This is a genomic window from candidate division KSB1 bacterium (genome assembly GCA_034521575.1).
In the GTDB taxonomy this organism is placed as follows: domain Bacteria; phylum Zhuqueibacterota; class Zhuqueibacteria; order Residuimicrobiales; family Krinioviventaceae; genus JAXHMJ01.
The window spans coordinates 1,743,794-1,768,224 of sequence record JAXHMJ010000005.1; the positions used below are offsets into that span (position 1 = coordinate 1,743,794).

General features: G+C 46.4%; 21 protein-coding genes. 15 read left to right on the forward strand and 6 right to left on the reverse strand.

All coding sequences use genetic code 11. The annotated features are described in order from the left end of the window. The first annotated feature begins 1 nt into the window (after position 1). From U5R06_20780 to U5R06_20810, 7 genes are read left to right on the forward strand one after another with little or no spacing between them, the layout of a single operon-like run. On the forward strand, positions 2-673 hold the full coding sequence (locus U5R06_20780) for a DapH/DapD/GlmU-related protein (GenBank protein ID MDZ7725181.1): 672 nt from the start codon (positions 2-4) through the stop codon (positions 671-673). A 7-nt stretch (positions 674-680) separates the two neighbouring features. Then, positions 681-1,688 carry a glycosyltransferase family 2 protein gene (locus U5R06_20785; GenBank protein ID MDZ7725182.1) on the forward strand — a complete coding sequence of 336 codons (1,008 nt, stop codon included), beginning with the start codon at positions 681-683 and terminating at the stop codon, positions 1,686-1,688. 2 nt (positions 1,689-1,690) lie between these two features. Beyond that, positions 1,691-3,094 carry a sugar transferase gene (locus U5R06_20790; protein ID MDZ7725183.1) on the forward strand — a complete coding sequence of 468 codons (1,404 nt, stop codon included), beginning with the start codon at positions 1,691-1,693 and terminating at the stop codon, positions 3,092-3,094. Positions 3,095-3,111: 17 nt separating this feature from the next. Further along, on the forward strand, positions 3,112-4,377 hold the full coding sequence (gene serS, locus U5R06_20795) for a serine--tRNA ligase (protein MDZ7725184.1): 1,266 nt from the start codon (positions 3,112-3,114) through the stop codon (positions 4,375-4,377). 23 nt (positions 4,378-4,400) lie between these two features. Next, positions 4,401-4,898, forward strand: coding sequence for a metallophosphoesterase family protein (locus tag U5R06_20800; protein MDZ7725185.1), 498 nt, complete (start codon positions 4,401-4,403; stop codon positions 4,896-4,898). Next, positions 4,895-6,307: an orotidine-5'-phosphate decarboxylase gene (gene pyrF, locus U5R06_20805; GenBank protein ID MDZ7725186.1), complete on the forward strand. Its 1,413-nt coding sequence runs from the start codon at positions 4,895-4,897 to the stop codon at positions 6,305-6,307. Before U5R06_20800 ends, pyrF begins: the two co-directional genes overlap by 4 nt. A gap of 8 nt (positions 6,308-6,315) precedes the next feature. Next, positions 6,316-7,254, forward strand: a complete 939-nt coding sequence (locus U5R06_20810; protein MDZ7725187.1) for a calcium/sodium antiporter — start codon at positions 6,316-6,318, stop codon at positions 7,252-7,254. Between the two features lies 1 nt (position 7,255). On the opposite strand, the gene U5R06_20815 is transcribed toward U5R06_20810, so the two are convergent. Further along, positions 7,256-8,101 carry a DUF4835 family protein gene (locus tag U5R06_20815; protein ID MDZ7725188.1) on the reverse strand — a complete coding sequence of 282 codons (846 nt, stop codon included), beginning with the start codon at positions 8,099-8,101 and terminating at the stop codon, positions 7,256-7,258. 250 nt (positions 8,102-8,351) lie between these two features. Between U5R06_20815 and U5R06_20820 the strand changes: the two genes are divergently transcribed. From U5R06_20820 to U5R06_20840, 5 genes are all read left to right on the forward strand, one after another. Further along, a complete protein-coding gene (locus U5R06_20820) occupies positions 8,352-9,023 on the forward strand; it encodes a hypothetical protein (protein ID MDZ7725189.1) in 672 nt (223 codons plus the stop codon). Next, entirely contained in the window at positions 9,010-10,869 is a 1,860-nt protein-coding gene (locus U5R06_20825; GenBank protein MDZ7725190.1) for a helix-hairpin-helix domain-containing protein, read from the forward strand. The genes U5R06_20820 and U5R06_20825 overlap by 14 nt, the downstream gene beginning before the upstream one ends. Positions 10,870-11,035: 166 nt before the next feature. Then, entirely contained in the window at positions 11,036-11,569 is a 534-nt protein-coding gene (locus tag U5R06_20830; GenBank protein MDZ7725191.1) for a hypothetical protein, read from the forward strand. Between the two features lie 55 nt (positions 11,570-11,624). Continuing rightward, positions 11,625-13,385, forward strand: coding sequence for an aspartate--tRNA ligase (aspS, locus tag U5R06_20835; GenBank protein MDZ7725192.1), 1,761 nt, complete (start codon positions 11,625-11,627; stop codon positions 13,383-13,385). Then, positions 13,386-13,538 (forward strand): hypothetical protein, encoded by a 153-nt coding sequence (locus U5R06_20840; GenBank protein MDZ7725193.1) that lies wholly within the window; start codon positions 13,386-13,388, stop codon positions 13,536-13,538. It begins immediately after the preceding gene. 32 nt (positions 13,539-13,570) lie between these two features. On the opposite strand, the gene rnhA is transcribed toward U5R06_20840, so the two are convergent. The 3 genes from rnhA to U5R06_20855 all read right to left on the reverse strand — a co-directional run bounded on the left by rnhA (position 13,571) and on the right by U5R06_20855 (position 17,932). Next, positions 13,571-14,275, reverse strand: a complete 705-nt coding sequence (gene rnhA, locus U5R06_20845; GenBank protein ID MDZ7725194.1) for a ribonuclease HI — start codon at positions 14,273-14,275, stop codon at positions 13,571-13,573. A 110-nt stretch (positions 14,276-14,385) separates the two neighbouring features. Then, positions 14,386-16,776 (reverse strand): S49 family peptidase, encoded by a 2,391-nt coding sequence (locus U5R06_20850; protein MDZ7725195.1) that lies wholly within the window; start codon positions 16,774-16,776, stop codon positions 14,386-14,388. Between the two features lie 46 nt (positions 16,777-16,822). Then, entirely contained in the window at positions 16,823-17,932 is a 1,110-nt protein-coding gene (locus U5R06_20855; GenBank protein MDZ7725196.1) for an Ldh family oxidoreductase, read from the reverse strand. Positions 17,933-18,132: 200 nt separating this feature from the next. Here U5R06_20855 and U5R06_20860 point away from each other — a divergent pair, with 200 nt between their 5' ends. Beyond that, on the forward strand, positions 18,133-18,708 hold the full coding sequence (locus U5R06_20860) for a sigma-70 family RNA polymerase sigma factor (protein ID MDZ7725197.1): 576 nt from the start codon (positions 18,133-18,135) through the stop codon (positions 18,706-18,708). Between the two features lie 98 nt (positions 18,709-18,806). Here the strand turns inward: U5R06_20860 and U5R06_20865 are convergent, their stop codons facing one another. Then, on the reverse strand, positions 18,807-19,667 hold the full coding sequence (locus U5R06_20865) for a ketose-bisphosphate aldolase (GenBank protein ID MDZ7725198.1): 861 nt from the start codon (positions 19,665-19,667) through the stop codon (positions 18,807-18,809). A gap of 65 nt (positions 19,668-19,732) precedes the next feature. Continuing rightward, complete coding sequence (locus tag U5R06_20870) at positions 19,733-21,430, reverse strand: sulfatase (protein MDZ7725199.1); 1,698 nt, start codon at positions 21,428-21,430, stop codon at positions 19,733-19,735. A 335-nt stretch (positions 21,431-21,765) separates the two neighbouring features. Between U5R06_20870 and U5R06_20875 the strand changes: the two genes are divergently transcribed. Together U5R06_20875 and U5R06_20880 are read left to right on the forward strand one after the other, a co-directional pair. Continuing rightward, a complete protein-coding gene (locus tag U5R06_20875; GenBank protein ID MDZ7725200.1) occupies positions 21,766-22,290 on the forward strand; it encodes a hypothetical protein in 525 nt (174 codons plus the stop codon). Between the two features lie 9 nt (positions 22,291-22,299). Further along, positions 22,300-24,420 carry a S46 family peptidase gene (locus U5R06_20880; protein ID MDZ7725201.1) on the forward strand — a complete coding sequence of 707 codons (2,121 nt, stop codon included), beginning with the start codon at positions 22,300-22,302 and terminating at the stop codon, positions 24,418-24,420. The last annotated feature ends 11 nt before the right edge of the window (positions 24,421-24,431 follow it).

Genomic DNA, 24,431 nt, shown 5'->3' on the forward strand with positions numbered 1-24,431 from the left:
AATGGCCAAAGATAGAATCATTGAAGACAATGTGACCTGTTATGAAAATGTGAAAATAGGACAGGGTACGGTTATTGAAGTCCCCTCCATCATCGGTAAACCCCCGCGAGGTGCACTGCCGGGAGAACTGCCGCTTATTATAGGCAGAGAGTGTATCATTCGTCCGTTTACAACTCTATACGCCGGGTCGGTTATCGGCGATGATGTGCAAACAGGTCAGGGAGCATCTGTCAGGGAAAAAAATGAAATCGGAAATGATGTCAGTATTGGTACAAACGCTGTACTCGAATTCGGTAATAAAATTGGTAATCATGTACGAATACATTCGCTGTGTTTCCTGGAAATGGTTACCATCGAAGATCATGTCTTTGTGGGGCCCAATGTGGTTTTCACAGATGATCCCCACCCCATGAAATGTCCACGTTACAAGGATTGTCTGGGCGGAGTTACTGTAAAACGTCTGGCCCGAATCGGTGCAAATTCCACAATTCTTCCGGGCGTCACGATCGGAGAAAACACATTGATTGGTGCTGGATCTGTTGTAACCAAAGATGTCCCGGATAATATGGTCGTTGCAGGTGCTCCTGCAAAAATAGTAAAGCATATTGATGAATTAAAATGTTATCCCGGCTTTTTTGAACGTCCTTATGTTTGGCCGCCTTATCAAGAGTAACGGAGGAATGATGTCGAATCAAATCCAAATCGATGATAATTTGATGGTTTCATTTGTCATCCCGATGCTGAATGAAAGGGACGCTATCGAGCGTTGTCTTGACTCTATATTGAGCCAAAATTATCCAGGCGATAAAATTGAAATATTGGTCATTGACGGTATGTCAGAGGATGGTTCCCGGGATATCGTAAAATCACTGGCAGAACGGTTTGAACAAATCAAGCTGTTTGATAATCCTCGCAAACGAACACCTGCTTCGCTTAATATTGGCGCCCGCAATGCTCAGGGCGATATAGTGGTAATACTCGGTGCACATACCAAGATCCATCCTGATTTTGTAAAAACCAATGTGCGATATATGAATGAACTGGGTGTAAAGTGTGTCGGGGGCACACAAATCAATGTGGGTGAAACCCCTATGCAAAAAGCCATCGGCATTGCAATGGGTTCTATATTCGGCATTCCAAGCGCACCTTATCGATTTTACAAGAAAAAAAAATATGTAGATACGGTGGTTTATGCCGCCTATAAAAAAGAGTTGTTTGAAAAAATCGGTTATTTTGATGAAGAGTTGCATATTTCTGAAGACGCAGAATTTAACTGGCGAATTCGTCAAGCAGGATACAAAATCTTTTATACACCTGAAATAATATCATATTATTACCCAAGAAAAAATTTGAAAACTTTATTCCGGCAATTTTATAATTATGGGATATTACGAGTCAATGTAATTAAAAAGCATTTTGATGCCTTTAAATTCATTCATATATTACCTCCGCTATTTGTAAGTCTATTGATAATTACTGCAATATCCGGAATTTTGATACCTAAAACAAGCATATTCTTCCTTGTTTTAACCGTTATATATCTGGTTTATTTGATTATCGGTGCTTTAATCACAGCACAAAACACTCAAAAACCGGGATATACATTTAAACTCGTTGTAATTTTTATGACAATGCATACAAGCTGGGGCCTGGGATTCCTGCGCGGTCTATTTAAAACATACAATTGATCATGTCAAAACGAATAGAAAAAGTTTTTTTAATACTCGTCGATTTCCTGACGATTAATCTGGCGTTTATGATTCTGGTGCGTCTGCGCAGCAGTCTGAATTTATTCACGGCAAGAGATTTTATATTTGCAGCTAAACTATCACTCATTGTATATCTGTTCTGGCTGCTGCTGTTCTTATTCCGGGGCTTGTACCGGTCGTGGTACACGCAATCCCGCTTTGATGAACTGCTCTCTGTGTTCAAAACGACAAGTCTGGGAATGGTTCTGATTTTTGTTTTTACATTCGAACCGGAGCAGGATTTATCAGAAGCCCCTTCACTGGGACGCATGATGATCCTCAGTTACTGGGTTCTCATGATGACGCTTGTGGGCGGAGGGCGTCTTGTTCTGCATACGATTGAGCGCAAGCTGCTCGAGTCCGGGATTGGTCAGCAGAACACCCTGATTATCGGCTGGAACGAGGAAGCCCGTGAGATGGTGGACCGGATTAAAAAATATCCTGCGCTGGGGTATCGGGTTATCGGTTTTGTCGGCATGAAAAAACAGGATTTGGGCAACAAATATAATTCAACCCCCGTTTTGGGCTGGTTGAAAAAACTGCCGTCCCTGGTCAACGAACACCAGGTGGAGCAGGTTATTCTGGCCCCCGGCAAAAAGGCATCCACACAGACCGTCATGCGCATTATCGGAAAATGCGAAGATCTGCCGGTGCACATCAAAATAGAACCCAATATGTACGATATTGTGCTCGGTCACGCCAGGACGAATCAGATTTACGGATTTCCCCTGATCGAAATCCATCCCGAATTGATGCCGCCGTGGGAGAAACGCATCAAACGGCTCATTGACATTCTATTTTCATTCACCGGTCTGATCCTGCTTTCTCCGGTTTTGATCCTGTTTGCACTATTGATCAAAATAGACTCGAAAGGTCCGGTATTTTTTACTCAGGAACGCGTCGGCCGCAAAGGCAAAATCTTTTCCGTTTATAAATTCCGCTCCATGATCCGGGATGCCGAAAAATATACAGGCCCGGTATGGGCGGATGAAAATGATCCCCGAATCACCCGGATGGGTCGATTTATGCGCAAAACCCGAATCGATGAATTCCCGCAGCTTATTAACGTGCTCAAAGGTGATATGAGTCTGGTCGGACCGCGTCCCGAGCGTCCTTTTTTCGTAGAACAATTGAAAAAAGAATATCCGTTTTACAGTCGAAGACTGCGCGTCAAGCCCGGAGTCACGGGCTGGGCGCAGGTGAAAGGGAAATACGACACCACCATAGAGGCGGTGAAAGAAAAGCTGGAATTTGATTTATATTACATTGACAACATATCACTGCGTCTTGATCTCCGGATCATGGTGTACACAATTATTGTCATGCTGAAATTCAAAGGTCAATAAAATCACATGAGGAATATATGCTGGATTTAAAATTTATTCGCGAGAATGCTGATGTCGTTAAAAAAGCTGTAAAAGATAAACACGAAAAAGCTGATGTGGAGCAGCTTTTAAACCTTGACGTAAAACGCCGGGACATGATCAAAACTGTGGAAACCTTACGCGCGGAGCAGAACAAGGTCACTCGACAAATTTCGGAGCTAAAACGCGAGAAAAAAGATGCCTCGGACATTATAACCGAGATGCGCAAGCTATCCGATGACATTAAAGAAAAAAACACAGAGCTCAAACAAATTGAGCAGGATATCTATACGATCCAGATCCACATTCCCAATATTCCCCATGAGGACGTGCCGGTCGGCGGTGAACAGGATAATGTTGAGGTGCGCAGCTGGGGGAAATTCGCTGAAAAAGATTTCAAACCCGCGCCCCATTATGAACTGGCCGAACAGCGCGGCTGGATTGATTTTCAGCGCGGCGCCAACCTTTCCGGATCGTTCTTTGTCAGTTATCGCGGATGGGGCGCGAAACTGGAACGTGCGTTAATCAACTTTATGCTGGATATGCATACAGACAAGCACGGCTACACGGAGATATTTCCCCCCTTTATCACAAAACGCGAGGTCATGTTTGGCACCGGCCAGCTTCCCAAACTGGAAGACGACATGTATCATATCGCAGAAGATGATTTGTTTTTGATCCCCACGGCAGAGGTTCCGGTCACCAACCTGCACGCCGGTGAGATGCTCAGCGCTAAAGATTTACCAATTAAATACACAGCCTATACACCCTGTTTCAGACGTGAAGCCGGGGCTTATGGCAAGGATACCCGCGGCCTGATGCGGCTGCATCAATTTAATAAAGTCGAGATGGTGCGGTTTGTCAAACCGGAGGAATCCTATGCCCAGCTGGAAGAGCTTTTAGGCAATGCAGAGGATGTGTTGCAGGCTCTGGATTTGCCTTACCGGGTCCTGACGCTGGCCACCGGTGATCTGAGTTTTGCTGCTGCAAAATGTTATGATCTTGAAGTGTATGCACAAGGCATTGACAAATGGCTTGAGGTTTCCTCCTGCAGCAATTTTGAAGATTTTCAGGCCAGACGCGCCAACATCAGATTCCGGCGTCAAAAGGGCGGCAAACCGGAATTTGTGCATACATTAAACGCCTCCGGTTTGGCGCTGCCGCGTACGGTCATCGCCATTCTGGAAAATTATCAGACAGACGAGGGCACAGTCATTGTTCCTTCCGTGTTACGCAAATATCTGGGTACGGATGTATTAAAATAGGAGAAAAAAAAAGGAACAATGTTTTGGCAACCAATCAAAAGATACGCCGTATCGGAATCATTTCAGACACACACGGCAAGCTCGATCCGGATGTACACAGAATTTTTGCAAATGTCGATACGATCATTCATACCGGTGATATTGGAAAGGATGAAATTTTGACCGAACTGGAGTGTATCGCGCCGGTAAACGCCGTGTTTGGAAATACAGATCAGGGGCCGTTGCGCGACCGGTTGAAAGCCGTTCTGATGTTATCATTGGGTACATACAAAATTTCAGTAACCCATTATCCGGAACATTTGCGGCGAATTCTCATCGATACCGAACAATACAACATCCAATGCGCCGGACATACGCATGAACCGCTCATCAAACAAGAACACAACCGTCTGTACATCAATCCGGGATCGGCAAGCCAGCCGCGCGGCGGATACGAACCGAGTGTGGCATTATTGAATATAGACGGCATTGAACCCGAAGCAGAGATCGTGTTTCTCGGAACAGATATGGAGAATCCATGAAGACAGCATTTAATGAACGGGTGAATTCAGCGATCAAACAATCCAATTCATTGTTGTGCGTGGGACTGGACACGGATATCGCCCGGCTGCCCGAATCGATCCGGAGAGAAAAGGATGCACTATTTGAATTCAACAAACGAATGATCGATGCAACAATAGAATATGTGGCAGCGTACAAACTAAACCTGGCGTTTTACGAAGCTCAGGGTTACCAGGGATTTAAAGCGTGTGAAAAAACATTCCGATATATACCGGAAGACAAAATCAAAATAGCCGACGCCAAACGCGGAGACATCGGCAACACCGCTGAACAGTATGTTCGTTCTGTGTTTGACAATCTCGACGCGGATGCAGTGACTGTAAACCCCTACATGGGATATGATGCCGCCGTTCCGTTTATCAAACGCCCGGAATACGGTGTTTTTTTTCTGTGTTTGACTTCTAATAAAAGCTCAAAAGATTTTCAATATTTCTCAAATGGAAAGCAAACGCTTTACGAAAAAGTAGCTAAAACCGTCGGGTCCTGGAATACGCAGAACAATTGCGGTTTGGTAGTCGGGGCAACGCACCCTGAAGAGTTGGGAAAAATTCGCAAGATCGCGCCTGACCTGCCCTTTTTGATTCCCGGTATTGGAACGCAGGGCGGCAGTCCCGACAAATCCGTTTTGCAGGGAACCGATGCAAACGCCGGATCGGCATTGTTTAATTCCAGCCGATCTATCATTTATGCATCTTTATCAAATGATTTTGAGCAGGCAGCCCGGGAGGCGGCAAAAAATAGCAGAGACCAACTGAACACAGCACGACAAAACAAATTACGGAGAGAGGGTATGAAGGAAGCCAAGGCAATTGAACTGTTTGAAAAATCCGGGGCTTTGCTCAACGGACATTTTCAATTGACATCGGGACTGCACAGTCCCCAATATTTCCAATGCGCCAAAGTTTTGCAATATCCGGACTATTCGGAACAATTTGCACAGGCCATTATCAAACATTTTAAAAGCGATCATATCGACTGTGTGATTTCTCCGGCGGTCGGAGGAATTATTTTCGGCTATGAAGTGGCGAGACAGTTAAACTGCCGCAATATTTTTTCAGAACGCGTGAACAACGTGATGACCTTGCGACGCGGTCTGCAAATCAACAACGATGAACGCGTATTGGTGATCGAAGATGTAATCACAACCGGCGGATCCGTCAAAGAAGTTATTGAACTGGTCGAGGGCGCCGGCGCCGGGGTGGTCGGAGTGGGATCCATTGTTGACCGCAGCGGCGGCAAAAAATTGTTTGATGTGCCCTATTACTCGGTTTTCAATATGGATGTTGTAACCTACGAGCCGGAAACTTGTCCCCTGTGCGCAAAAGGAAGCAAACCCATTAAACCCGGCAGTCGACCGGCCAGGCAATGAGAAAATAAATGATTGTGAGCATACTTTTATTAATAGCCGGTTTATTTTTACTTTGGATCGGTTCAGAGTTTCTGGTAAAAGGCTCCTCCTCGCTGGCTTTGCATATGGGAGTGAGACCGATACTGGTCGGACTCACGGTCGTGGCCATGGGCACGTCTTCACCGGAATTGGCGGTTTCTTTAACCGCAGCGCTTCAGAACAGCAAGGCTATTTCACTGGGCAATATTATAGGGAGCAATATCGCCAATATCGGCCTGGTTCTGGGAACCTGCGCTCTGATCAATCCTTTGAAAATTGAACGGGCCACGCTTCGCAATGAAGTGCCGATTATGATCGGAGCTATTTTACTGTTTTGTTTTTTAAGTTTCGATGGTTTGCTGAGTTTTTGGGACGGTTTGATATTAGTTGCTCTGTTCCTCGGCTTTTTAATTCTGATCGCCAATCTGGCCAAAAAAGACCGAAAAAAAGCCAAAGAACTGGCCGTTGTAGATCAGACCGGAGAAAAACACTTGCTCAAAAACATTTTATTTATTATTTTGGGTCTGGCGGGACTGGTATACGGGGCAGTGCTTATTGTAAATTCATCCATCGACATTGCAAACGCCCTGGGAGTCAGCCAAGCGGTTATCGCTGTTTCAATGGTGGCTGTGGGAACATCCCTGCCGGAATTGGCAATCTCGGCAGTGGCCTCGATTCGGGGAGAATCCGAACTGGCTGTTGGAAACGCAGTGGGAAGCAATATTTTCAACACCCTGTTTGTCATTGCCATCGTGGCCATGATATCGCCGATCCCGGTGAACCGTGAGTTGTTTCAGCTCGATTATCCGGCAATGCTTGTCTTTACATTAATCACGGGGCCGCTGATGATGACAAGATTCCGTATAAGCCGACTTGAAGGAATCTTTTTGCTGCTGCTTTACGTTGGTTTTATTTATTTGATCTTTTAAATTAACGATTCAGAATATCCTGGTAAACACGTCTGTGATCCGGGTCCAGGACAATCATGGTTTCCAGCGGGGATTTATCCAAAGCGCGCCGATAGACTTCAACAATTTCCTGGTAATGTGCACTGAGAAAATCCCTGGCATACTCGTTATCCGGATTGTCAGCCAGAATTCTATCCAGTTTGTCAATGGCGGTGGCCATATGTTTGCGGGCTTTGGCATTATCCTGTTTGACAAAGGACAGACCGTAAAAATAATAATCGACCATTTCACGGAAGGGTTTGTGACGATTGCTTAAAAGATATTCTACCTTTTCCGTGCGTCGGTCCCATCCTTCGATATAACGCCCGAGACCGAACTTGGCCTGCTGAGCAATATCACGGGCTCTTTCATAATAGGGGGTGCCGTTCAATGTACCCCATTTATCCAGTTCGCCGCCCAGTATGAGAAACACATAAAAATTGATCATGCTGGTAAAACTGTTTAGCTCTGTTTCACTATATTCAAGGATGTCACCGCTTTGATAGGCAAAACGCCAGTGAACATCGGTATACTGAATATCATAGCTGTTGCTGATCACAAGTTGACCTCTATAGCGTTCTTCGGCGTCTGTGGTCATATCCTCTAGTTTCAGTGTGGCTGTAATATAAACGGGTGTATCCCAGCGATCCTCACACCAGGGAGAATTGTTTAAATAATATCTGACGGCTTCGGCAAAATCCGCCAGTTTTTCCTGCTTTTCCTGAGGAAGCGTTTTGAGATTGGTATTGACTTCGGCATCAATGTATTGAGCGGCAACCCCGTTAAAGCACAATAACATAAAACCGAACATCAAAAAGGGGAAACGCATGAAAACCTCCAATTTGAAAAATATAAAAGCCAGCATTTTTGATTTATACAATTTTACATTTTTTATACAGTTTGTCAAGCAAATAGTTCCGATTTCAAAAATTTCTATAGTGTTAGGGTTAATGATCCAAACCCACGCATATGCTGTTTTTGAAGAAACAACCACCAGCGCCCGGTCAGCAGGAATGTGTAATGCCGCAACAGCTCAAATATGTGGCGGCCGAGGCGTCTTTTTTAATCCCGCTTCAGTGATGGATAAGCAAAACAGCATACAGATTCACATGTTCCATGCGCAGCCGTTTGGTCTGAAAGAACTGCAATTCAATTCTCTCGCCTTTTCCTGGTCTCCCTCCCCATTTGCCGTGGCAGCCGCTTTGAAGAGTATTACCAATCCGGCCTATCAAGAATTTCAGTTTTATACGGCAATAGCCAAAAACCTGCCGGCAGGAATCGATATGGGCTGTTCGTTGAGATACGGCAATGTATCCATTCCCGGCTACGGCGATGCTGGCAGCTTTATGGTCGATCTGGGTCTTCAATGTGATATATCATCTCATATCCGCTACGGTTTCAGCGCCTCCAATGTAAATTACGCGCGCCTGGGAACATCCCGGGAAAAAATACCCCAGGTCCTGCGGACAGGAGTCATGATCACGGCAGGCGAGAACGCGATGCTATGCATGGACCTTGTAAAGGATTCACAATTCCCGCTGGATATCCGCGCCGGGGCGGAATATCATGTATTTGATTCTTTGTCACTCAGATTTGGATCAGCTGTGTATCCGTCAAGATGGTCCGCGGGATTCACTTTAACAATTTGGGCATGGGCCATGGATTATGCATACAAATCCCATTCCGATCTGGGAATAACGCACTTGTTTTCTATCCAATTTGACTGGAGGATAGAAAATGATGAAAATTAGTTATATACTCATCCTGGTCATCACGGGTAATGTGATTGGGCAAACAGCAGACATTGAACACCTAATCGGTGATATTGAAGAGGCGGAACAAAATCCTGCCTATATCGAATATTTATATGATATCCTGGAAAACCCTTTGAATATCAACAAAGCATCCAAACAGGAGCTCGAGACGCTCCCCGGATTATCTCCCGCCATGGCGGCGCGCATTCTTTACTACCGCAACCGGCGCGGGCGTATCCATCATCTCGATGAACTTGAATCTTTACCCGGCATGGATAAAAAATATGAAAAGATCAAACCCTTTATTGCAGTGCCAAAGCATCGGCCAACACATATTTCTATTCAGGGACGGCATCGAATACAGAGAAAACTCGCCCTGGAAAAGGCATACAAAGAACACAGCTATGCAGGAGACCCCAACAAAGTCTATTCCAGATTGCGTGGAGAGGTGAACGATCATATCGCATTCGGGGTCATCACCGAGAAAGACGCCGGGGAAAAGAAATGGAACGATCATACATCAGCACATATCAGTATAAAATTTGACCCGCTGAACACAAAACTGGTGCTGGGAGATTATTCCTTTAAAAGCGGATATGGTCTTGTTTTTGGAGGCGCCTTTCGGGTGTTCAAAGGAGCGACGCCGAAACGTCACGGCAACCTGAAAGAGTATATGAGCAGCAACGAAACCGCGTATTTCAGAGGAATAGGGATTGAAAGCCGCTTTTCACTTTTATCCATATCCGTCTTTAAAAGCCAAAAATTCATAGATGGCGAGATCATAGATTCAACAATCTCTATCCTGCCGTCGACAGGATACCACCGCACCCAAACAGAATGCAAAAGACGGCGCAAAATCAAGGAAAAGGTATGGGGCGGACGAATCAGTATAAACCCGATCCGTTCACTAGAAATGGGTCTAACGTATCAACATCATACGCTACCCCAGCAAAAATTAAACGACGATCTTGTGGATATCTTTAAAGTCCCCCGGAAAATCAACCATGTCACGGGATTGTACCTTGATTTTTCGATCAATAACACCACCTCTTTTGCAGAAATTGCCAGGTCAAAATCCAAAGGAACCGCTTTTTACGGAGGTGTCAGCTGTAACAGCTCTATCGCTGAAACCGTGATTACGTTGCGGTATTATGAGCCCGGATTTGACAATGATTTTTCCAATGCATTTGCAGAATATAGTGAAACCCGCAATGAAAAAGGCGTGTATTGGGGATGCCGGGTCGACGTATCAGACCACACAGAACTATACGCCTATATCGATGCCTATCAGGAGATATGGCCTTCAGCTGCAACCCGACTTTTAAGAAAAGGCGCCGAGTTTATGGTCAAATGCGAACAGGAAATGTCAAACCATATTGATCTCCAACTGCGATATAAACGCATTCAGAACTATGAATTTATGAGTATACCGGATAAATTCGGCAACACGGTGAAAGAAGCATTTTGGCATTTAAATCATCGGGCCAGAGTTCAAATCGAACTTGATCGTTCTCCCTTTCGCTTGCGAACCCGGTTTGAATCACATTGGAATCAGCTCCAAAATCATACATCGCAAAATGCGCCTGTGGCAGACAGCATCAGCACTTTGATTTACCAGGATATCAGGCTCAAGTGCACTCGCACCTTATCACTTTACACCAGATGGACCGCATTTGACGCGCCCGTCTATCCGCTCCGGCTTTATCAATTTGAAAACGGATTGCCGGGGACCATGTCGATAAAAATGCTGAATGGCCGCGGCACCCGCTGGTATCTACTGTTTGTATACAAATTACCGCATGCTGCAGATTTCCTGCAAATACAGCCATACCCGCTACGATGACAGGACTGTTTCAGGGTCCGGCTATACCTTTGTGAATCAAGAACTGGACAATGCGTTCGCTGCACAGGTAGAATGGAAATTCTGAGAACTGTATCCGAAAACAGTCATTGATATTTTCCTAAATTGTTAGTACATTGTAAATTAATTTATGATAAAGCAAAATAAAATGACCTTTTTGGAAAATACAGGCCGGGCCGTGGCTCTTTCATTTTTAACATTAAAGAGCCGCTTTAAAAACAATCCGGAAAATTTCAAGAAAACCATCCGGAATACATCGCGAGTCTTCATTTGTTTGCCCGCAAATGAACAGGAACGCGATGCGGCTCAAAACTTGTTTCCCGAATGGAAAACTTGTTTCCCGAATGCAGAGATCATTGGAATGAATCCTGATTCGGAGCAAACGCCTACAGATAAACGCATCATTACTCTGGAAAAGCATGACATCAACATCTGGGGCATTCCGGGCAAACGAATAAAAGATTTGCTTGTCGGAAAACCCGTTGATATCGCCATTGATCTGAACCGGGACTATGACGCCATGTCCACTTTACTGGTACTGATGAGCCGGGCACACTTGAGAGCGGGTTATTTCCATGAAGAGAAAACCCGTTTATACAACTTTTTGCTGCGGACCTCGCCCGAGAAATCCACGCAGCACGCCATACAGGCTTTATTGACCTACTTTAAAACGATCCAATAACGAAACCCGATCGTTTTCAGCAAACAGTAAACATTCAACTTGAAGGCTTTGACTTATGAACCTGAAAAGAACACATAATTGTGGTGAATTAAGACACTCCGATATTGATAAAACCGTGACGGTGATGGGATGGGTCGCAACCCGGCGTGATCATGGCGGTATCATTTTTATTGATTTACGCGATCGATGGGGCCTGACCCAGATCAATATTCGTCCGGAATCCAAAGCCTATGAAGAGGCAAAACGCCTGCGCAACGAATGGGTGGTGGCTTTTAGAGGAATTGTGGAATCCCGGCCGGACGGAATGATCAACAGCAAACTCGACACCGGTGAAATCGAGGTTCTCGCCCGGGAAATCGAGGTATTGAACAGCGCCGAGACCCCTCCCTTTAACATTACCGGTGACATTCAGGCCTCGGAGGATATCCGGCTCAAGTATCGTTACCTGGATTTACGCCGAACCCGCATGCAGCATAACATCATCACCCGGCACCAGGCCGCTCAAACCGTACGCAATTACCTGTCCGGGCAGGATTTTCTGGAAATAGAGACCCCGTATTTGATGAAAAGCACACCGGAAGGCGCCCGGGATTATCTGGTGCCCAGCCGCGTCTCCAAAGGACGTTTTTTCGCATTGCCGCAATCCCCGCAGACTTATAAACAGCTGCTGATGATGTCCGGATTTGACCGGTATTTTCAAATTGTGCGGTGTTTTCGCGATGAAGACTTGCGCGCTGACCGCCAGCCCGAGTTTACGCAGATCGATCTGGAAATGTCTTTTGTGGACGAAGAAGATGTCTACCAGATTGTAGAAGGACTCATGAAACGCGTTATGAAAGAGACTTTGAATATTGACATTCAGACTCCGTTCCCGCGCTTGTCCTACGACACCGCCATGCAAAAATACGGAACGGACCGTCCAGATCTGCGCTTTGGACTCGAAATCGTCGATGTATCAGATATCGTCAAGGAATCGGAATTCAAAGTTTTTGCCTCTGCTGCAAAATCCGGAAAACTGGTCGCCGGCATTTGCGCTCCGGGCTGCGCCTCTTATTCGAGAAAACAGCAGGATGATCTGGCCGCCTGGGCGCGAAAACGCGGCGCCGGCGGACTCGCTGCGATCAAGATCGAAGAGGATGGTATTGCCGGACCTCTGGCTAAATTTTTCAATGACACTCAGTCGCAGGCGTTAATCAAAGCGTTTGATGCGAATCCCGGAGACATGCTGTTTTTTTGCGCCGAAGAACGCGATCTCACCCGACAGATTCTGGCTGAATTACGAGTGGAACTGGCACACCGTCTGGAAATGATCGATGATAACGCTTATGCCCTTTCCTGGATTGTGGATTTTCCTCTTTTTGAATGGAGTCCGGAGCAGGGCCGCTATATTGCGCTGCACCACCCGTTCACCTCACCGGTTCCGGAGGATATTGAAAAACTCACCCACGATCCGGACCATGTAAAGGCACGCGCCTATGATCTGGTTTTAAACGGGATGGAAATTGCAGGCGGCAGTATCAGGATTTCTGACCCGGAATTGCAAAGCAAGATGTTCAAAGCGCTGAATATTCCCCCGGAAGAAGCAGAAAATAAATTCGGCTTTTTAATCAACGCGCTGAAATACGGCGCTCCGCCGCATGGCGGCATTGCATTCGGATTTGACCGTCTGGCCATGATTCTCACACAGTCTTTATCTATACGTGATGTCATCGCATTTCCCAAAACGGCCAGCGCCACATCGTTGATGGACGGCGCGCCGTCCGAAGTGGATATGCAGCAGTTGATTGAACTGGGATTGCGCATCCGCAAATCGTAATTGGTTTTTATTTTTTTGAATGATAACAAGGGAGCAAAACCTAACGACGCCTTGCAGCAGATCGAAAAGGCACGCGGTCAAATTGGTATCAAAATGTCAGGCGCGGCGGCGCGCACCTTTTCGGCTGCTGAAGGCCAGCGGTTACAGGACTAATTATTCAATTAGTCCTGTAACCACAAACTCGATCACCTCTCCAACCCTTTACCCCGGTTTTCATATCCTTCATCGATCTGATCTGCTGCTTCTCTGGCTGCTGTGACGGCAAGTGCATCGCAGCGTTCATTCTCTTTTTTCCCTCCATGCCCCTTTACCCATTCAAAAGTGACGGTATGCCTTTGAATTTGCTGCCATAACGTTTGCCAAAGATCAGCATTTGGAATCGTCTCACCCTTTTTTCTCCAGCGGTTTTGCTGCCAGTTATCCAAACGGCCTTTTAAAACCGCGTCCACTACATATTTAGAGTCGCTGCGCAGCAAAGCTTCTGATGGTTGTTTCAAACTTTCCAAAGCCGCAATACAAGCCATCAATTCCATTCGATTGTTTGTCGTCAACCGATATCCGCCGGACAGTTCTTTTCTGCTGTCATGATACAATAAAACAGCGCCGTACCCGCCAGGTCCCGGATTATCCAGACTGCAGCCGTCGGTATAAATCAGCAGAATATCTTTCGGGGTTTCGGTTTCAGGTTTTATATGCTCATACTCTTTCGGAACTTTAATCCCCAGATATTCAAACCACGCCACTGCGTCCTCAAGATCATAAAAGCCTTTGTACAGAGCGGCAGGAAATCCTTCAACCTGCTGTTTAGCGCCTTGAGGGCCGGACCACTCGGTGTAAATTCCCGGTGTTTTTCCGCGCGCTACGGCATAGTATTTTCGCTTTTTCGGCATAAATCCTCATCATCGTTTATTTTCACAAACCTTCAACCAAAGCCTGTCCGGCTTTGGTTGTGGGTGAATTCAGCAAACAGAAAAAGCGGGACGAACCCGCTTTCTGCCGTTCATTCACCGGTCAAGACAGCTTTATCCGGGTGTACCATAAACAACGGTTGATACGGATTGTCCAGCATCATACGGATATACTGATAAACCGGATCGGTTTCAGCCGGGGTTTGCAGGGGGGACAGTTGACTGCCCAGATCAAACCATCCTTTATATTCAGGAATTTCAACAACCTCAACCAGTTGATCCGGATGAATACCGGCATCTTTTTTTGCCAGTTCAATGGCCGACAACAATCCGCCGATCTCATCGACCAGGCCGACCTGCATGCCGTCCAGACCGGAATAAACGCGGCCTTGCGCCAGAGAGCGAATACTATCAGCGTCCATGTTGCGGCCCTGCGCAACTTTGGCAATAAAACGATCATACATCGTAAGCACCAGTTTTTCAACCCGGGCGTTTTCTTCATCCGTCAAGGGACGCCCGGGTATACGTCCCAGCAACGGCAGGGATACGCCGGCTATGGCATCAATATGTTCTCCGCGCTGGACATGGTCTGATGTCAGACCCAGCTTACTTCCAAACCCATCATCCCAAATCCAGCCGCCAATCACTCCAATAGAGCCGGTAATGGTATTGGGACCGGCAAGAATACGATCACCGTACATGGATATCCAATAGCCGCCGGATCCGGCCACCTCACCCTGGGTCACAATAACCGGTTTTTCTTTGGCGCATTGACGCAATTCCTCTGCCACGAGATCACTCGGCAAAGATTCTCCGCCGGGTGAATCCACACGAAACACCACAGCCTTGACCGAATTGTCTTTTGCCAGATTTCTAAATTGTTTGTGCAGCCAGCGTCCCCTAATGCCTTCATCCATGGCACAGACCCCGATTCCATAGACAAGCGCAATGCGCGGACGTTCCTTCCACTCATCTGTGATTAACGTGTGGTCCCGGAGCAAGGACGGTTTCAGAGGCATCAAATGTTTTCCATATTTGCTTTTCAATATGTCTTTCAAATCGATCCAGCGTGCCAGAGTATCCGTCAAACCCTGCTCCAGCGTTTCATCCGGCAACAGCACGACTTTTTCATTCACCAGGTCATCAAATTGCCCGGATGAGAGCGAACGGGATTCGGATATCTCCTGGTGCAGAGTGCTATAAAAATCTTCCAATAGCGCATTGAGCTGCTCCCGATCGCCGTCTGACATGTTCTCCCGGGAAAACATTTCAGCCGCGGATTTGTACTTGATAAAGCGCCATTCATCAAACTTTAGTCCCAGTTTTTCCAAAGTGCCTTTATAATACGTCCGATTGAACAAATAGCCGGGCAGCGTGAGCATCCCTTCAGGATCCATCACAATACGGTCGGCAGCGCTGGCAATCAAATACTGACTGGAGCCGCAGTTATCAATAAACGCGATGACTGATTTGCCTTTTTCCCGGATATCGGCAAGCGCAGTCCGGATTTCCCAGGCTTTTTCACTTCCCACACGCAGACCACTGATATTCAGAGCCACAACGTTTACACGCGGATCTGTTCCACACGCCTGAATATTACGCAGCACATCATAAAAGGCAACCTCATTGTCTTGTGATATTCGAAATGTCTGATAATTCACCGCGCCTCGCAGTTCAAGCGGGACATAAGAGCGATCGAGTCCCAGCAGCGGTGTGAACAAATTATCGCGCATCCCGCCGATTCTGATTTGGTGACTGTCATACATATGCTCCTGTTCTGCATCAAAATACTGTTGATGCGCATACGAAGACATTCCAAAATCCAGGCTTAATCCAAGTGTAAATTGTTCGGTATCAAAATAACGCCCCACCAGATTGACGCCTTTTGCAACTTGCAGTGCGGCGCCGGCGCTCCATTGGCAATCATTGAACCGCGTATGATCATTCAGGTACAAATCACCGAAACATGTCAAAAACGAGGTACCAAAGGGGCGCACCCCCATTTCCAAAACACCTTTTTTTTCATAATTCTCAGTCCCGTAATAACCGGCAGCGCCCAGCGAAAGATATTGCATCGGTCGCCATACAGCGCCGACAGACCATTCAGATTCGCGTGCAAATTGTTGGCGGTCACCGCGGGACCAGCCATAGCCCATACCCAATGCAAATGCCCGGTCTCCCCAAGCCGCTGAAACCTTGTAATCTGTGATCGAATATCCATCCGAATGACGCTGACAGACTCCAAATCCCAGACCCTTCACCGCAGCGAATGCACCCCAATCGGTCTTTTTGTTGCGGGTGTTCCAATAATAACGCGCTTCCGGCGCCTGCAGCAGGGCGCTGTTGGCCGGATTGATAAATCCCACCAGTCCCTGCTGGAAGGAACTGGAAGGCGCCATTGAAAAATCATAGCGGGAATACAAGGATTGACTCCACAACAGCGACGTTGCGGTCAATAGTATAAACAAAACAATTTTTTTCATCAGAACACCCCTCATTTTGGTGTCAATTTTTTCAATGTTTTGAGATTTATTCCCATTCAAATTTACAGGCAAGTCCAAGTTCATTACGCATCGTAACCATCTGTTGCTGCACCAAAGTCGGCAGCGGCACTCCACTTTTTATTCGTTCTGTACTGTGCCGGTATTCTTTCTCTCCATGCGTATAAATGCGATCAGCATGCTTTGCTTTTTGAGATGTACGCAGCGTCCGCAGGATATCACCCGTCGTGGCTTTAAACGCATCAATATCTGTAAACGCCTTGATATCAACGGCAATAAAAAAATGTCCCAGTCGAATGGGTATACGGTTTCCGTGTGTATCCAGACCGGATAACTGATTGAGGAATTGGCCCTGCTGCAAAGCGGTGGAAAGGATCTCCACCACAGTTGCAAATCCATAGCCCTTGTGACCGCCTGTTTCCTCTGTAATTCCGCCCAGAGGGGTTAAAGCGGCTTTTCCCGCACTCAACGCCTCAAGCGCCTGATCGGCGTCCAGAACCGGCTCTCCGTTCCTATCGACAACCCAACCGGATACCAGCTCTTTGCCTTCGCGTGCATATTGTTCAATTTTTCCCCGCTGACACATAGAGGTCGCATGATCATTGACAAAGGGAAATGCTTCATCCGACGGCATGCCGAAAACGAGCGGATTGGTACCCAGCAAATTCTGGACGCCAAAGGTCGGTGCAACAGAAGGTCGGGCATTGGTGCCTGTGATGCCGATCATATTATGCTCACAGGCCATCATGGGATAATACGCGGCAATCCCGTAATGGGTCGAGTTTTTTGCGATGACCATACCGATTCCATAGGTTCCGGCCTTTTCGATTGCGATATCCATACATTTTTTTGCAATAACCATCCCCATTCCGTTATGCCCGTCAATCACAGCGACAGCAGCGGTGTCTCGAACCGTCTCAAAATTTGTTTCAGCGTTTTGGATTTTATACTTTATTACCCGATCGTAATAAATGGGTTTAAGTCTGCCAATCCCGTGCGAATCGATTCCGCGCAGATCGGCTGCATTTAATACATCGGCACAGATATCTGCATCTTCCGGGGGAACACCCATTCCTTTAAAAACATCATATTCATATTGTTTAAGGTCTGTCAAAGAAATTTTGATATGTGCTTGCATCCTCGCTCCTTTCTGGCAAAAATCAGTAATCAATTCTCGGGGAGAAATAAAAATAGCAAAAACATCTTACAATCACAACCGGTTTTAGCCGCAACATCCCTCTAAGGTTCAGCGAACAACAGAATAAGGGTTATCCCGATTGTATGACACCTTTGCAAATGATATATTATGGTGTCAATTAAAACAATTCGGGAGGATTTATGGATACGAAAAATGAACAACAACGGCAGGAATTTGAAAACGTAGCACTTGAACATATGGATTCTCTATACAGCACAGCGCTTCGATATACACACAATGTTCAGGAAGCTGAAGACCTGGTACAGGATACTTATATGCGTGCATATCGTTTCTTTGACAAGTACCAGAAAGGCACAAATTTTCGCGCATGGATTTTCCGAATCATGACCAATACATTTATCAACAAATACCGCAAAAAGAAAAGACAGCCGCAAAAAGTTGAACTTGACAAGGTGGCATTCAGCATCAAACAAAAAGATGAACAGAAAAAACTCGGTCAGTGGTATAAATATGACGAAAGCAGATATGACGGCTATTTCGATGATGAAGTTTCAAAGGCTTTATCAAAATTATCAGATTATTTTAGGATCGTTGTTTTATTGGCTGATGTTGAAGGATTTACCTACAAGGAAATTGCAAAAATAATCGACCGGCCGAATGGAACCGTCATGTCACGTCTGTTCCGGGGACGACGTATCCTGAAAAACATGCTCTCTGATTATGCCAAAGATGAAGGATATGCTTATAGCCGTTAATGAGGGCGATACAGTCAAAACATGTATCATTTAAAAAAATCGGACAAATGCCCTGATCTCTTGTTGATTGTGAGATTTCAGGGCTTTTTTTTAAAATGTTATGCCTGATTATGGCTTTTAAACATTTCTATTTGTTCAGCTACAATCTGAGCAACCGCCGCCTTGATTTCCCGGATCATTTCCGGATAATCGTGATATTTTTTTTGATCCCGAGCCAGAAAAGACCGGGCCCCGGCCAGCGCGCGTTGAGACAGTCCCGTATAAAAATTGATTTTGCAAATACCCAGTCGAATAGCTTTTTGAAAATCCGAAAAAGACAATCCCGATCCGCCGTGTAACACCAGAGGAATATTGGCGTTTTTTTGAATTTTCGACAATCTGTCAAAATCAAGACGCGGGGTACCCTTGTACTGACCATGTGAATTTCCGATCGCGACCGCAAGGGCATCAATTTCCGTTTTTTTGACAAAATCCGCGGCTCGATCCGGATCTGTGAACAAATCGGGATCAGCTTCACTTGTCAGCCCGCCTTTACTGTCTCCGCCCACAGCTCCCAGTTCACCCTCCACCGTGATTCCCAGGGGATGGCATAACTCAACACAATGTCTGGTCTTTTCCACATTTTCGTCATAGTTGTACCCGGAAGCATCAAACATGACCGACGTAAACCCGAGTCGTATCGCTTTGAGGACAGCATTCAGGTCTTGCCCATGATCCAGATTCAAGGCAACAGGAATGCTCGATTGGACAGCCATTCGTCTTGCAGTATTACAGATCAGATCCAGGTTCAGGTACGGAAAATGCACTTGTGCAATATTCAATATCACCGGAGCATTCAAAGATTCCGCGGTTTCAATGATCGCTTGCAAAAAAGTGACATCGACAATATTAAAGGCGCCCACCGCATATTGGTTCTGAGAGGCATGATCCAGAATACGTTTCATATCACAAAGCGGCATGAATAATCTCCTGTAAAGCCGTTCGAAATGCAAATTTTCGATTCATATTCCTCGCCCGGGTTTTTTTATTTCACGTGAATCATGCAAGCGGTCTCCGGACTTTCCTTATAACCATAGCGAATAGCTTTGCTGCGCAGCAGGGTTTTACCGCGGGGCAGACGCAGCGGTCCGGTCACCAGTTTCCAGTGCGGCGCCTCACCGGTTTCAGTGGTATAAACGATAGATGCACCCTCGGTTGCACAATAAAATCCGATCATGGCGGGATATTGAAATTCTGCGCTATCCCCTTGTATACGTTCCCGGCCGCGGTTTGAAGGAGCATTGGGGATCAGCCAGACCCGCTGAGTGTGAGGCTGCACGCCTCCGGGCCACCAGCGATGTTTGAGTTCTGATTCGGGAATATCACCCAAATCTCCGGTACGACGGCGCCATGTTTCCAGTGTCGCCGACAGTTTTTCCATGATTTCAGAATACTCGGCGTCCCGGGCCAGATTGTTAATCTGATGCGGATCAGCTTGGCAGTCGTAAAGTTCTTCCGGAGGTCTTTTATCGCTGAACCATAATTTCTGCGGTCCTTTCAGAGCATTTTCCGCCTGCAGCCGCAGCATCTCCGTCATGATAGGACTGTTGTTGCGGTAAGGAACCCACAAGACATAGGGTTTGTTCGTGTAATAATTTCTGACGTACAAATAGCGTTTGTCACGTACCGAGCGCATCATATCATAGGACTCGTCGAACCGATCCCGGTGCGAAAAGACCCATTGCCGTTTTTGACCTTTCTGATCTCCGAGGAATGCGCGTCCCTGCATATACGCCGGGATTTCTACATCAGCCATCGACAACACGGTTGCTCCGAAATCGATGGAACTGATCAAATCATCATTTGTACTGCCGGATTTGAGTTGACCGGGCCATTTGATGATCAGCGGGATTCGGGTGCCGGAATCATAGAGCCAACGTTTGCCCCGCAGCAAACCGTCACCATGATCGCCCCAGAAAAAAACAATCGTGTTCTCTGCCTCTCCTTCCTGCTCGAGTTCTTTTAACAGGTTTCCCGCCCACTGGTCCATTTTATGAATCTGGTCGTACAAACGCGCAATGGCTTTGCGTACAGGTCGGGTATCCGGATAATAAGGCGGCACGCTTACTAAATCCGGATCGGTCATGGACGGCTCCTGCCATGTTTTGCTTTCATGCGTCAGGGTGCTGTTAAATACGGCAAAAAACGGCTGATTCTTGTCCGGACGGTTCTTCCAGTGCGCCTGGTCGCTGCAATCATCCCAGATTGAAACGGGGGTATAACTAAAATCTGCAAATTGATAATCAGTTTTTTTATTGTTGGTACAGTAATATCCGGCAGCGCGCAGATATTCAGGAAAGGCTTTCACATGCGCCGGCGGGACTGTCTGGTAGGGTGTCGGCAATTCACCTGTACGTCCTTTATGACTGGTGCGCATATTATGGGTCCCGATTGTGGTCGGATACATACCTGTAATAATACCGGAGCGAACCGGGGCACATACCGGTGACGTGGTAAACACGTGATCAAAACGCATTCCCTCGGCAGCTAAAGCATCCAGATTCGGAGTATCCGCGACGTTATCGCCATAGGATCCGATCCGGGGGCCGATATCTTCACAGGAAATCCAGAGTATATTCCACTTTTTCTCTGCAGCCGCCCGGGCTTTACCAAAAAACGACAAACCGCTCAAGGAAAACATTGACGCCGCTGCCCCGAGTTTTAAAAAATGTCTGCGTTGCATACCTTTACCCTCAAGTTAATAAACAGGAATAAACTAAATTTACGTTTGGATCAAACCATAAAATAATACTCGGCTCCGTCTTTAAATTATTTTAATTGGCAGTGTATAATAGAGAGTTATCCTGAAAAAAGCAAATTTTTTCACAAAAAGATACACTTTAATAGAATTGAAAATGGAATGAACCGCTTGTTTTTTATGTTTTTCATGAAAAAGTATCCGTATTTATTCACATCGTATTCATGTATTTGATTTTTTTAACAATCAGGTCTTTTTTTGCTTGCCTTTCACCCACTTGTTTAGTAAACTTTTGAAATAAAAATACAAAGGAGATAATTATGCCTCAAAAAGTCATGTTTATCATAGGAATTATCCTGGTGTTGATCGGGCTGCTGTTTGTCGGCCCCACCCTCGGCCTGTTCTCAATTACCCGAACATGGCCTGTTATCTTGCTGTTGTTAGGTATCGGCTTTTTCTTTTCCGTAGCGGGAACTCCCAAGGTTTACGGCTTGTTGATGCCGGGTGCGATTCTCACCCTGTCCAGTCTGGTCCTGTTACGTTGCTCATGGACAGGTGACTGGGTGCAAATGGCGACACTCTGGCCCGTCTTTCTGATCTCCGTTGCAGTGGGTTTTTTCCTGATGTATCTTGTAGGCCCCAAAAACAAAGCGCTTTTAATTCCGGGGTTTATCATTGTCGGCGTGGGAATACTGGCATTCCTGATTTTTAACTATATCAATTTCCTGTTCCCGATCCTGTTTCTGGCTGGCGGACTCGTTTTGATATTGCTGTCTCTAAACAACCAGCGCCGCAATAAACTGGAAAAAGCCGCTGCTGAAACCCAAACAGAACCTGAAGAATAGGATGATTCTATGATGCGATTGACAATTCTACTACTGCTGGCGAGTATTGTAACGTTTGCAAAGGAAGGAATGTGGCGACTGGATCAGCTGGAGCTTTTAAGCCTAAAGCAAGCCGGACTGGATATTCCCGTTCAGGATATTTGGAATCCGGATGACGGCGGACTCTCCAAAGCCGTGATCAGTCTGGGCGGCTGCACAGCATCGTTTGTTTCAGAAAACGGACTGATCATGACCAACCACCATTGCGCCTACGGAGCTCTGCAGCGCAACAGCACACCTGAGAATAATGTGCTTGAAAACGGATTTATTGCTGATACCTATGACGACGAGCTGCCAACCCGCGGCACCCATGTTTATGTCCTCGAATCCTTTCGGGATGTGACAAATGAGGTTTTAAACGGCATCAGTGAGGGTATGGACGGCGAGAAACGCCAACGACGCATCAATGAAAACAAAAACAAACTCGTAAAACAGGTTACAGAAGAAAATCCAGAGTATGATGCGTATATCGCAGCAATGTACTCGGGAGCTTCCTACATGCTGTTTATCAGTTTTGAAATCAAAGATGTGCGTATCGTCTATGCTCCGCCCAAAGATATCGGAAAATTCGGCGGAGATATTGACAATTTTGAATGGCCCAGACAGACCGGTGACTTTAGCCTGCTGCGCGCCTATATCGGGCCCGATGGTAAACCTGCTCAACCCTCGGATGACAATGTTCCTTTTCACCCGGGAAAATGGCTCAAGGTATCAACCGCCGGTTACAAACCCGGCGATTTCACGATGGTGCTCGGATATCCCGGGAGAACATATCGGTACAGGACGTCTTTTAGTATAGATTATCTGCAATCCTTTTATTATCCCTGGCGGATTGAATTGTTTGAAAGTATTCTGGATCTGATCGAACAACGCAGTCAGGAAAACGATACCGCTGCCGTCAAACTCGCAAGTATCGAATCCTCCCTGAACAATTCACTCAAGAACAGCCGGGGACAGGTGGACGGGTTTGAACGGACGGGTCTTTTGCGCAAAAAGCTCGACCAGGAGGCCGAATTTATCAAGCGCTTATCAAACGATCCGGAACTGCGTGATGTCGTTCATGTCCTGCCTGCTATCAAGACAGAATATGAAGACTATAAAAGCATTGGTCCCAAACTGCTCTGGTATCGATATTATAGCTATCTCAGTCAAATGATGGGAGCCGCCAAAACCATTTATGTGTGGAGCAAAGAAAAAGAAAAACCGGAGCAAGAGCGGGAGCCCGGATATATGGATCATGAAATGGAGCGCCGAAAAGAACGCTGGAAATACCGGCACCGAAATTTCGATCCGGAATTTGAGAAAGCGGTTTTCAGACATTTTGTTCAAATCGCAGATGAACTGCCATGGAATGCCGTGATAAAAACGGTTGAACAGCTCCCGTCCGACGTTGTGGACAGCCTTTTTGCCCGTTCCGAGCTGGATAACCTGGCCAGCCGGTTAAATTATTTAAACCTCTCCCGTGAGGAGGTTTTAAACCTTGATGATCCGCTGATCCAGTTTGCCGCCGACCTGCACGAGGAAATGCAAAGCGCTGATGATCAGTACAAAGCTTTCCAGAGCGCAATGTCTCAATGGCGTCCCCGGTATATCGAGGCCCTGGCCATTGACTCGTTGCTGTATCCGGATGCCAACAGTACAAAACGGCTCTCGTTTGGAAAAATTAAAGGTTATTCACCGGCAGACGGCGTCAAATATCTGCCGTTCACCACAACAGACGGTCTGCTCGAAAAATACACGGGCTCCTATCCGTTTGATATCCCCGGGAATGCACTGGCATTAATAAAACGCGGCCGGTTCGGAGCGTATATTGATCCCGTGACGAAAAAACTGCATGTCGATTTTCTCAGCACCCTGGATACAACCGGCGGCAACAGCGGCAGTCCTTCACTGAACAGCCGCGGTGAATTGACTGGTTTGTTATTCGACGGCAATTATGAAAGTATAGTAGCCGATTATATCTTTGATCCCGCGCTCACCCGGTCGATCTGCATGGATATACGTTTTGCACTCTGGTATATGGATTACGTAGATCATGCCGATCACCTGATCAAAGAAATGGATATCATTGCTCCGGATACCCGGCATTAAGACAGGCGGCT

Coding starts and splice junctions, on each gene's coding strand:
- U5R06_20865 (MDZ7725198.1), bottom strand. CDS start 19,667: ATGCCGCTTTGTGATATGAAACGTATTCTGGATCATGCCTCTCAGAAC.
- U5R06_20780 (MDZ7725181.1), top strand. CDS start 2: ATGGCCAAAGATAGAATCATTGAAGACAATGTGACCTGTTATGAAAAT.
- rnhA (MDZ7725194.1), bottom strand. CDS start 14,275: ATGCCGAAAAAGCGAAAATACTATGCCGTAGCGCGCGGAAAAACACCG.
- pyrF (MDZ7725186.1), top strand. CDS start 4,895: ATGAAGACAGCATTTAATGAACGGGTGAATTCAGCGATCAAACAATCC.
- serS (MDZ7725184.1), top strand. CDS start 3,112: ATGCTGGATTTAAAATTTATTCGCGAGAATGCTGATGTCGTTAAAAAA.
- U5R06_20825 (MDZ7725190.1), top strand. CDS start 9,010: ATGATGAAAATTAGTTATATACTCATCCTGGTCATCACGGGTAATGTG.
- U5R06_20830 (MDZ7725191.1), top strand. CDS start 11,036: ATGACCTTTTTGGAAAATACAGGCCGGGCCGTGGCTCTTTCATTTTTA.
- U5R06_20790 (MDZ7725183.1), top strand. CDS start 1,691: ATGTCAAAACGAATAGAAAAAGTTTTTTTAATACTCGTCGATTTCCTG.
- U5R06_20855 (MDZ7725196.1), bottom strand. CDS start 17,932: ATGCAAGCACATATCAAAATTTCTTTGACAGACCTTAAACAATATGAA.
- U5R06_20815 (MDZ7725188.1), bottom strand. CDS start 8,101: ATGCGTTTCCCCTTTTTGATGTTCGGTTTTATGTTATTGTGCTTTAAC.
- U5R06_20860 (MDZ7725197.1), top strand. CDS start 18,133: ATGGATACGAAAAATGAACAACAACGGCAGGAATTTGAAAACGTAGCA.
- U5R06_20785 (MDZ7725182.1), top strand. CDS start 681: ATGATGTCGAATCAAATCCAAATCGATGATAATTTGATGGTTTCATTT.
- U5R06_20820 (MDZ7725189.1), top strand. CDS start 8,352: ATGGATAAGCAAAACAGCATACAGATTCACATGTTCCATGCGCAGCCG.
- aspS (MDZ7725192.1), top strand. CDS start 11,625: ATGAACCTGAAAAGAACACATAATTGTGGTGAATTAAGACACTCCGAT.
- U5R06_20810 (MDZ7725187.1), top strand. CDS start 6,316: ATGATTGTGAGCATACTTTTATTAATAGCCGGTTTATTTTTACTTTGG.
- U5R06_20880 (MDZ7725201.1), top strand. CDS start 22,300: ATGATGCGATTGACAATTCTACTACTGCTGGCGAGTATTGTAACGTTT.
- U5R06_20875 (MDZ7725200.1), top strand. CDS start 21,766: ATGCCTCAAAAAGTCATGTTTATCATAGGAATTATCCTGGTGTTGATC.
- U5R06_20870 (MDZ7725199.1), bottom strand. CDS start 21,430: ATGCAACGCAGACATTTTTTAAAACTCGGGGCAGCGGCGTCAATGTTT.
- U5R06_20850 (MDZ7725195.1), bottom strand. CDS start 16,776: ATGAAAAAAATTGTTTTGTTTATACTATTGACCGCAACGTCGCTGTTG.